Source organism: Brevundimonas sp. FG8 (assembly GCF_057808845.1).
Map to the genome: position 1 here is coordinate 162,457 of NZ_JBMDIU010000006.1, position 7,909 is coordinate 170,365.

Annotated in this window: 9 protein-coding genes; all 9 read right to left on the reverse strand. The window is 67.7% G+C overall.

What is annotated here, in order from left to right:
* Positions 1 to 212 precede the first annotated feature (212 nt).
* Positions 213 to 2,363 carry a sodium-translocating pyrophosphatase gene (locus tag ACODRV_RS12295; protein WP_141626863.1) on the reverse strand — a complete coding sequence of 717 codons (2,151 nt, stop codon included), beginning with the start codon at positions 2,361 to 2,363 and terminating at the stop codon, positions 213 to 215.
* A 178-nt stretch (positions 2,364 to 2,541) separates the two neighbouring features.
* Positions 2,542 to 2,967, reverse strand: a complete 426-nt coding sequence (locus ACODRV_RS12300) for a hypothetical protein (protein WP_488908516.1) — start codon at positions 2,965 to 2,967, stop codon at positions 2,542 to 2,544.
* A 41-nt stretch (positions 2,968 to 3,008) separates the two neighbouring features.
* Positions 3,009 to 3,998 carry a thiamine-phosphate kinase gene (gene thiL / locus ACODRV_RS12305; protein WP_141626865.1) on the reverse strand — a complete coding sequence of 330 codons (990 nt, stop codon included), beginning with the start codon at positions 3,996 to 3,998 and terminating at the stop codon, positions 3,009 to 3,011.
* Between the two features lie 17 nt (positions 3,999 to 4,015).
* A complete protein-coding gene (gene nusB, locus ACODRV_RS12310; protein ID WP_141626866.1) occupies positions 4,016 to 4,540 on the reverse strand; it encodes a transcription antitermination factor NusB in 525 nt (174 codons plus the stop codon).
* Positions 4,537 to 4,980 carry a 6,7-dimethyl-8-ribityllumazine synthase gene (gene ribH / locus ACODRV_RS12315; protein ID WP_141626867.1) on the reverse strand — a complete coding sequence of 148 codons (444 nt, stop codon included), beginning with the start codon at positions 4,978 to 4,980 and terminating at the stop codon, positions 4,537 to 4,539. Before ribH ends, nusB begins: the two co-directional genes overlap by 4 nt.
* A 14-nt stretch (positions 4,981 to 4,994) precedes the next feature.
* On the reverse strand, positions 4,995 to 6,131 hold the full coding sequence (gene ribB, locus ACODRV_RS12320) for a 3,4-dihydroxy-2-butanone-4-phosphate synthase (protein ID WP_141626868.1): 1,137 nt from the start codon (positions 6,129 to 6,131) through the stop codon (positions 4,995 to 4,997).
* Positions 6,128 to 6,718 carry a riboflavin synthase gene (locus ACODRV_RS12325; RefSeq protein WP_488908517.1) on the reverse strand — a complete coding sequence of 197 codons (591 nt, stop codon included), beginning with the start codon at positions 6,716 to 6,718 and terminating at the stop codon, positions 6,128 to 6,130. The genes ribB and ACODRV_RS12325 overlap by 4 nt, the downstream gene beginning before the upstream one ends.
* Before the next feature lie 52 nt (positions 6,719 to 6,770).
* Complete coding sequence (locus ACODRV_RS12330) at positions 6,771 to 7,400, reverse strand: RibD family protein (RefSeq protein WP_141626870.1); 630 nt, start codon at positions 7,398 to 7,400, stop codon at positions 6,771 to 6,773.
* Positions 7,400 to 7,870 carry a transcriptional regulator NrdR gene (gene nrdR / locus ACODRV_RS12335; protein ID WP_141626871.1) on the reverse strand — a complete coding sequence of 157 codons (471 nt, stop codon included), beginning with the start codon at positions 7,868 to 7,870 and terminating at the stop codon, positions 7,400 to 7,402. The genes ACODRV_RS12330 and nrdR overlap by 1 nt, the downstream gene beginning before the upstream one ends.
* Between the last annotated feature and the right edge of the window lie 39 nt (positions 7,871 to 7,909).

Here is a 7,909-nt window from a genome sequence, read left to right on the forward strand (position 1 = left end):
CTCTACTTGTCGAAAGGCCCCGGAGATCGCTCTCCGGGGCCTTTCTCTTTCGGTGCGGAAGGTGGCTGGTGGGGAGTGGTTAGTGGTTCGACGGCGTGGGCGGCGGACCGTCATTGGTAGACACAACACCGGCCCACGCACCAACCCCTGCTCCCTTGCCGGCCGCCCAAGGCGAAGGGTCGGCGCCGTCGCCGGCGCCAACCCCCAGGCCATCAGCCGATCGTGCCGCTCGCCAGCACCGCCAGCAGAAGCAGGGCGACGATGTTGGTGATCTTGATCATCGGGTTCACCGCCGGGCCGGACGTATCCTTGTAGGGATCGCCGACCGTGTCGCCGGTCACCGCGGCCTTGTGCGCCTCGGAGCCCTTGCCGTGGACGACGCCGTTCTTGTCGGTGAAGCCCTCTTCAATGACCTTCTTGGCGTTGTCCCACGCCCCGCCGCCCGAGGTCATCGAGATGGCCACGAACAGGCCGGTCACGATCACGCCCATCAGCATGGCGCCCAGGGCGGCGAAGGCGTTGGCCTTGTCCGGCTGGATGAACAGGATGACCGTGAACAGCACGATCGGCGACAGCACCGGCAGCAGCGACGGCACGATCATCTCCTTGATCGCCGCGCTGGTCAGGATATCGACGGCCTTGCCGTACTCCGGCTTGACCTGCCCGGTCATGATGCCCGGGTTCTCACGGAACTGACGGCGCACCTCGGCCACGACCGATTCCGCCGCGCGACCGACCGCGGTCATGGACATGCCGCCGAACAGGAAGGGCAGCAGCCCCCCGAACAGCAGGCCGACCACGACGTAGGGGTTGGTCAGGTCGAAGGCGACCGTGCCCAGACCTTCGAAGAAGCTTCCCGGCAGGGCTTCCGCCGCGAAATACTTCAGGTCTTCGGTGTAGGCGGCGAACAGCACCAGAGCGCCCAGACCGGCCGAACCGATGGCATAACCCTTGGTCACGGCCTTGGTGGTGTTGCCCACGGCGTCCAGCGCGTCGGTGGAGTGACGGACTTCCGGCGGAAGCCCGGCCATCTCGGCGATGCCGCCGGCGTTGTCGGTGACCGGACCGAAGGCGTCCAGCGCCACGATCATCCCCGCCACGCCCAGCATGGTCGTGGTGGCGATGGCGATGCCGAACAGACCGGCCAGCTGGAAGCTGACCACGATGCCGACGATGATCGCCAGCGCCGGGAGCGCGGTGGCCTCCAGCGAGACGGCCAGCCCCTGAATCACATTGGTGCCGTGGCCCGAGACCGAGGCGTTGGCTACCGACCGCACCGGCCGGAAGTTCGAGCCCGTATAGTACTCGGTGATGACTACGATCGCCGCGGTGACCACCAGACCGACCACGCCGGACCAGAACAGCTGCATGGAGGTGATGACCAGCCCGCCCGACGTCGTGACCGTTGCCGGGGCGATGGTGTCGATGATCCACCAGACGGCGCCGATGGACAGCACGCCGGTGACGATCAGGCCCTGATACAGGGCGCCCATGATGTTCTGGCTCTTGCCCAGACGAACGAAGAAGCTGCCGATGATCGAGGTGACGATGCAGATGGCGCAGATGGCCAGCGGCAGCAGCATCATCGCCCCGACATAGTCCGTGCCGCGGAAGAAGATGGCGGCCAGCACCATCGTCGCCACGGTCGAGACGGCGTAGGTCTCGAACAGGTCGGCGGCCATGCCGGCGCAGTCGCCGACATTGTCGCCCACGTTGTCGGCGATGGTGGCGGCGTTGCGGGGATCGTCCTCAGGAATACCGGCCTCGACCTTGCCCACCATGTCGCCGCCGACGTCGGCGCCCTTGGTGAAGATGCCGCCGCCCAGACGGGCGAAGATGGAGATCAGCGAGGCGCCGAAGCCCAGGGCGACAAGACCGTCGATGACCTCACGCCCGGTGTTCTCAAGCCCCATGCCCTCCGTCAGGAAGGCGTAGTAGCCCGCGACGCCCAGCAGGGCGCCGCCCGCCACGAACATGCCGGTGATGGCGCCCGAGCGGAAGGCGAGGTCCAGGCCCTTTGACAGGCCTTCCGAGGCGGCCTGCGCCGTCCGGACGTTGGCGCGGACCGAGATCAGCATGCCGGCGAAACCGGCCGCGCCCGAAAGCACGGCGCCGATCAGGAAGCCGATGGCGGCCCACGCGCCGATCAGCAGGTATGCGGCGATCAGAATGACGACGCCGACCATGCCGATGGTCACGTACTGGCGACGCAGATAGGCGGAGGCCCCTTCCTGGATGGCCGCCGCGATTTCGCGCATGCGGTCGTTGCCGGTGGGAGCTTTCATCAAGGCGGCCGTCTGGATTGCTCCGTAGAGAATCCCCAGACCGCCTGCGGCTATGACAAGCCACAGATAGTTAGACATGGCGTTTCCAAACCCTGTGTGTAGGGCGCCCGGACCCTTGGCGCGGGGGGCGTTTTCGCCTCTCTCCGCCTTCCGGTCCCCCCGTGCGCAACGGACGCCTCAAGGGCGACCCTTGGGGATAACGGAAGGAAGCCTGCCAAATGCGTCGGAGTGACGCAACGGGGTAAGGTGAACGGCGTTAGCCCGCCCGCATACCGGAGCGCCAGCGGGGCGCCTGGCTGATGACCTCGACGCGGGCGACCGAGCCTCGTCCGCAGATCGAGGCGGCGGACCGGATCAGGCTGGCCGACATGGCGTTAGCGTCGATGCGGGTCCAGTCGTCAGCGACGACGAAGGGCGTGCGGTGGGCGGCGCGAACGACGGCGTCGCGCAGATAGGCTTCCTTGCCCCGCATCGATTCGACCGTGGCCGATCCGCCGAGGTGCAGGCGCATGGAGACGAAGACATAGTTCCGCAGTCGACCGCCGATAATCACCGGCAGACCGACGCCCGAGATGTTCACCGAAGCCCCGCCCTCCGGTTTGTCTTCGGACGCGGCGGCGCTTGAGGCGACGGCCACGGCGGGCAGGACGGCGGCTGCGGAGATGAGGTCACGACGGCGCATGACCGCACCTCTAGCGGCGACGCCTTGAGATTTCGTTGCGCTCAGCGGTGACTGAAGCCGGGGCTGGCGATCTCGACCGGCTTGCCCCCGAAGCGGGCGGTGACCCCCCTGCCCTCCGTCACCCGGCCCAGACAGGTCAGCCAGATGTGGCGACGCTCGGCCTCGCGGCGCAGGGCGGGCTCGTCCTTGGCTGAGGCGGTGAAGGCGATCTCATAATCGTCGCCGCCTGTGGCCAGCCGCTCCAGAGCCGCCTCCTCGTCCACTCGCGTGGCGAACCAGGCCTGCCCGGCAGGCGAGCGGGGCGTGACCTCCAGATCGATGTCGATGCGGACGCCGCTACTCTCGGCGATGTGGCCCAGATCGGCGATCAGGCCATCGGACACGTCCAGCGAGGCCGTGGCCATGTCGCGGATCACATCGGCGAAGATCAGCCGCGGCATCGGCGTGCGGTAGTGATCGACCAGCGCCGCCAGCCGCTCGGGCTCCAGGGCCAGCTTCTCCTGCGCGGCCTGGAGGCCCAGCCAGCCGTCGCCGATGAAGCCGGTGACGAAGACCAGATCGCCCGGCCGCGCGCCGCTGCGGCTGACGGTGCGCCCCTTGGGCGACCAACCCAGCAAGGTGGCGGAGAAGGTCGCCGGACCGGGGGTGACGACGGTGTCTCCACCGAGCAGGGACAGTCCGAACGCCTTCTGATCCCGGGCCAGCCCCTCAACGAAGAGCTGACGCTCGGGCCAGCCGCAACGTTCTGACCAGCCGCAGGACAGAAGGTAGCCGAAGGGCTCGGCGCCCTTGGCGGCCAGATCGGACAGGTTCACCCGCAGCAGCTTCTGGGCCACGGTGTCCAGTGGATCGGCGGGCAGGAAGTGAACGCCCTCGACGATGGTGTCCTTGGTCAGAACCAGATCGTGACCGGGGCGGGTTGGCAGGACCGCGACGTCGTCTCTCAGGTCGCGGGCCCACTCGGAATGGGCCAGCGGGGCGAGGAGCCGCCGGATCGTTTCGAACTCACCGGCGACGTCGATTCCCGCCATGACGGATCAGCCGCGCCCTAGCCCCGAACGTCCCGCGCGACGCCGTCCAGCGCCGCGTTGACGAACTTGGCCTCGGAGTCGTCGAAGAAGGCTTTGGCCAGCTCGACGTACTCGTCGATGATGATCTCCTTGGGCACATCGCGACTGGCCATCAGTTCCCAGGCGCCGGCGCGCAGCAGGGCGCGCAGGGTCGAATCGAGACGCTCCATCCGCCAGTTCGAGGCCAGACGGGCCTTCACGGCCTCGTCGATCGACCGCTGCCGGTCCACGACGCCGCGCACGATATCGGCGAAATAGGCTTCATCGGCTTCAGCAAGGGGTTCGCCCTCGATGTCGGCGTCGAAGCGATGGTTCGAAAACTCGGTGATGACGGTGTCGACCCCCTCGCCGGCCAGCTCCATCTGGTAGAGCGCCTGGACGGCTGCGAGGCGGGCGACAGTGCGGGCGCGGCGCTGACGCGAGGTCAGGGCCGGTTCGGCGCGGGACTTTTCGGCCTCGGCGAGTTGCTCGAGGACGGACTTGAGGCTGTTCGGTTCGGTCACGCGCCCAGTCCTACGCGCAGGCGCTTGCGCAAGGCAATGAGGTCCAGGCAGGCGCGGGCGGCGCCGCCCCCCTTGTCGCCCTCGCTGCGGCGGGCGCGCGCCCAGGCCTGATCCTCGTCTTCGGTGGTCAGGATGCCGTTGCCGATGGCCACACCCTTGAGGCCCAGTTGGGTGATTCCGGCGGCCGACTGATCCGAGACGATCTCGAAATGATAGGTCTCGCCGCGGATGACCGTGCCCAGCGCGACATAGCCGTCATAGCGCGGCGCGGTCGGGAAACGCCCGGCTTCCTCGGCCATGGCGATCACGGTCGGCACTTCCAGCGCGCCCGGAACCGAAACCACGTCGAATTCGACGCCTTGCGCGCGCAGGGCGTCCTTCGCCCCGTCCAGCAGGGCGTCGGCCAGTTCATCATAGAAGCGCGCCTCAACGATGAGCACGCGGGTGGGGGTCGTTACGATTGGTCTTCTCCGTCCATGTCGCGCCAGCCGACGATGCGCAGGCCGTAGCCCTCAAGCGCGGTGGGATTGGGGCGGGTCGAGCTCATCACGATCATGTCCCGGACCCCGAGGTCCAGCAGGATCTGGGCGCCGACGCCGTAGTTCTTCAGCGAGCGGTCCACGGCCCTGGGCTTCTCGACGCCCGCCAGACGCTCGGCCAGACCCTGCAGGTCCGGATCCCGCAGGAAGACGGTGACGCCCGCGCCGTTATGGTCGCTGATCGCCTTGAGCGCGTTCGGGATGTAGCCCTGACGCGCCTCGACGTGACCCAGCAGGTCGGCGGCGAAATCGACCTGGTGCATGCGCACGAGGGTCGGCTTTCCCGGTTCGATCTTGCCGTGAACCAGGGCGACGTGCTCGTTCCCCTCGATGGTGTTCCGGTACAGCATCAGGCGGAACGGACCACCATGGACGCTCTCGAACGGCGTATCCATCACCCGCTCGACGAAGCGCTCGGTACGACGGCGGTAGGCGATCAGGTCGGCGATGGTGCCGATCTTGAGGCCGTGCAGCTGGGCGAAGGCGACGAGGTCCGGCATGCGGGCCATTTCACCGTCGTCCTTGATGATCTCGCAGATCACGGCGGCCGGGGTCAGGCCGGCCATGCGGCTGATGTCCACCGACGCCTCGGTGTGCCCGGCGCGGACCAGCACGCCGCCGTCGCGGGCGACCAGCGGGAAGATGTGGCCGGGGGTGACGATGTCGTCGACGCCCCTGGTCGGGTCGGTGGCGACCTGGATGGTGCGCGAGCGGTCCGCGGCGGAGATGCCGGTCGTGACGCCGTCCTTCGCCTCGATCGAGACGGTGAAGGCGGTCTTCATGCTCTCGCGGTTGTCGGCGGCCATCGGCGGCAGGCGCAGCTGGCGGGCGCGGTCGCCGGTCAGGGCCAGACAGACGAGTCCGCGCGCCTGTTTGATCATGAAGTTGATCTGGTCCGGCGTGGCGAACTGGGCCGGAATGATGATGTCGCCCTCGTTCTCACGATCCTCGGCGTCGACGAGGATGTAGGGCTTGCCGTTGCGGGCGTCCTCGAGGATGTCCTCGATGGGGCTGATCGGGCTGTCGTTCATATTGGCCGCCAATTGCATCATGCGGTCTCCTGCCACCGCGCGAGGTATCGCGCCAGCATATCAATCTCGAGATTCACGGCATCCCCGACTTTCAGCGCGCCGAGCGTGGTCGCTCCCCACGTGTGGGGGATGATGTTCAGGCCGAAAACCTGACCCTCGACCGCGTTCACGGTCAGGGAGACGCCATCGACGGTGATCGAACCCTTGGGCGCGATGAAGCGGTGCAGAGACGCCGGCGCCTCGATCTCGATGCGATGCGAACCGCCCTCGGGCGTGATCGACACGACCTTGCCCAGACCATCGACGTGGCCCGAGACGATGTGACCGCCCAGTTCGTCGCCCAGCCTGGCGGCCCGTTCCAGATTGACCCGGTGACCTTCGGCCCAATCGCCGAGGTTGGTCTTCGACAGGGTCTCGCCCGAAACCTCGACAGCAAACCACCCGGGGCCTTTTTCCGTCACCGTCAGGCAACAGCCCGCATGGCTGATGGAGGCGCCCAGATCGATGCCGGAGGTATCCCAGACCGTCTCGACCTCATAGCGGCGGTCCCGCGCGGTCTGCTCGACCTTACGGACGCGGCCGATGTCGGTGACGATTCCGGTGAACATTCAGGCGGCCCTGGAGGTGAAAAACTGGGTGTGAAGAGTGTAATTCGTGCAATCAGCGGAGCACGTCATAGCGTTCCCACAGATCGTCGCCGACGGGTTCGACGGACAGACGCCGGAACTTGGGGGCATCGGCCAGCTTCGCAAGGGCCAGGGCGGCGACGCAGGGCAATCCGTCCCCACCCAGAAGGATCGGCGCGCGGAACCATTCGATGCGCTCCACCAGTCCGGCGCGCAGGAAGGCGGCGGCGACCTGCCCTCCCCCCTCGATGAGGACTGATCGCACCCCGGCCCTGGCGAGCGCGGCCAGAGCGGCCCCGGGCGACGGGCGGCCATCCTCGGCCTCGACGCGTTCGACGCGGGCGGAGCCGACAGTCGCGGGTTCGGCCGTGGTCAGGATCAGGGTGCCGCCGGAAGCCACCTTGGCGGTCACAGGCGTGCGAAGAGTGCTGTCCAGCACCACGCGCAAGGGCTGATCCACCGACCGGCCCGGCAGGCGGGCGGTCAGCTCGGGATCGTCGGCCAGAACCGTGCCGACGCCGACCAGAATGGCGTCGTGAGCCGCGCGCAGGCGATGGCCTTCCAGCCGCGCCGCCTCGCCGGTGATCCATTTGCTTTCGCCGGAAGCCGTGGCGATCCGTCCGTCGAGGGAGGTCGCCAGCTTCAACGTGACCTTGACGGCCATCAACGGCCGCCGGTCTCGTCGTCCAGACCCTCGTCGCCGAGGAAGCGGGCGAAATCGCCGGTGTGGCGGAAGTCCTTGTAGACCGAGGCGTAGCGGACGTAAGCGACCTCATCGACGCCCTTCAGCGCCTTCATGATGAAGTCGCCGACGGTCGAGGACGGGATCTCGGTCTCGCCCAGGCTTTCCAGCTGTCGGGTGATCCGGCTGACCAGCTGTTCGATCTGCTCGGGCTGGACCGGCCGCTTGCGCAGGGCGATGCCCAGAGAGCGTTCCAGCTTGTCGCGGTCGAAGGGCGTGCGACGGCCGTTCCGCTTCAGGATGACCAGTTCGCGCAACTGGACACGTTCGAACGTCGTGAAGCGCCCGTTGCACTGCGGGCAGGACCGGCGACGACGGATGGCCGCGCCGTCATCCGACGGGCGGCTGTCCTTCACCTGGGTGTCCTGATTTCCGCAGAAGGGGCACTTCATGGGCGCTTATCCGTAAATCGGGAAGCGGTGGGGGGGCGG

Bases quoted from the DNA above. Each gene is read 5' to 3' on its own strand.
- ACODRV_RS12295 (WP_141626863.1), bottom strand. From the start codon at position 2,363: ATGTCTAACTATCTGTGGCTTGTCATAGCCGCAGGCGGTCTGGGGATT.
- ACODRV_RS12300 (WP_488908516.1), bottom strand. From the start codon at position 2,967: ATGCGCCGTCGTGACCTCATCTCCGCAGCCGCCGTCCTGCCCGCCGTG.
- thiL (WP_141626865.1), bottom strand. From the start codon at position 3,998: ATGGCGGGAATCGACGTCGCCGGTGAGTTCGAAACGATCCGGCGGCTC.
- ribB (WP_141626868.1), bottom strand. From the start codon at position 6,131: ATGATGCAATTGGCGGCCAATATGAACGACAGCCCGATCAGCCCCATC.
- ACODRV_RS12325 (WP_488908517.1), bottom strand. From the start codon at position 6,718: ATGTTCACCGGAATCGTCACCGACATCGGCCGCGTCCGTAAGGTCGAG.
- ACODRV_RS12330 (WP_141626870.1), bottom strand. From the start codon at position 7,400: ATGGCCGTCAAGGTCACGTTGAAGCTGGCGACCTCCCTCGACGGACGG.
- nrdR (WP_141626871.1), bottom strand. From the start codon at position 7,870: ATGAAGTGCCCCTTCTGCGGAAATCAGGACACCCAGGTGAAGGACAGC.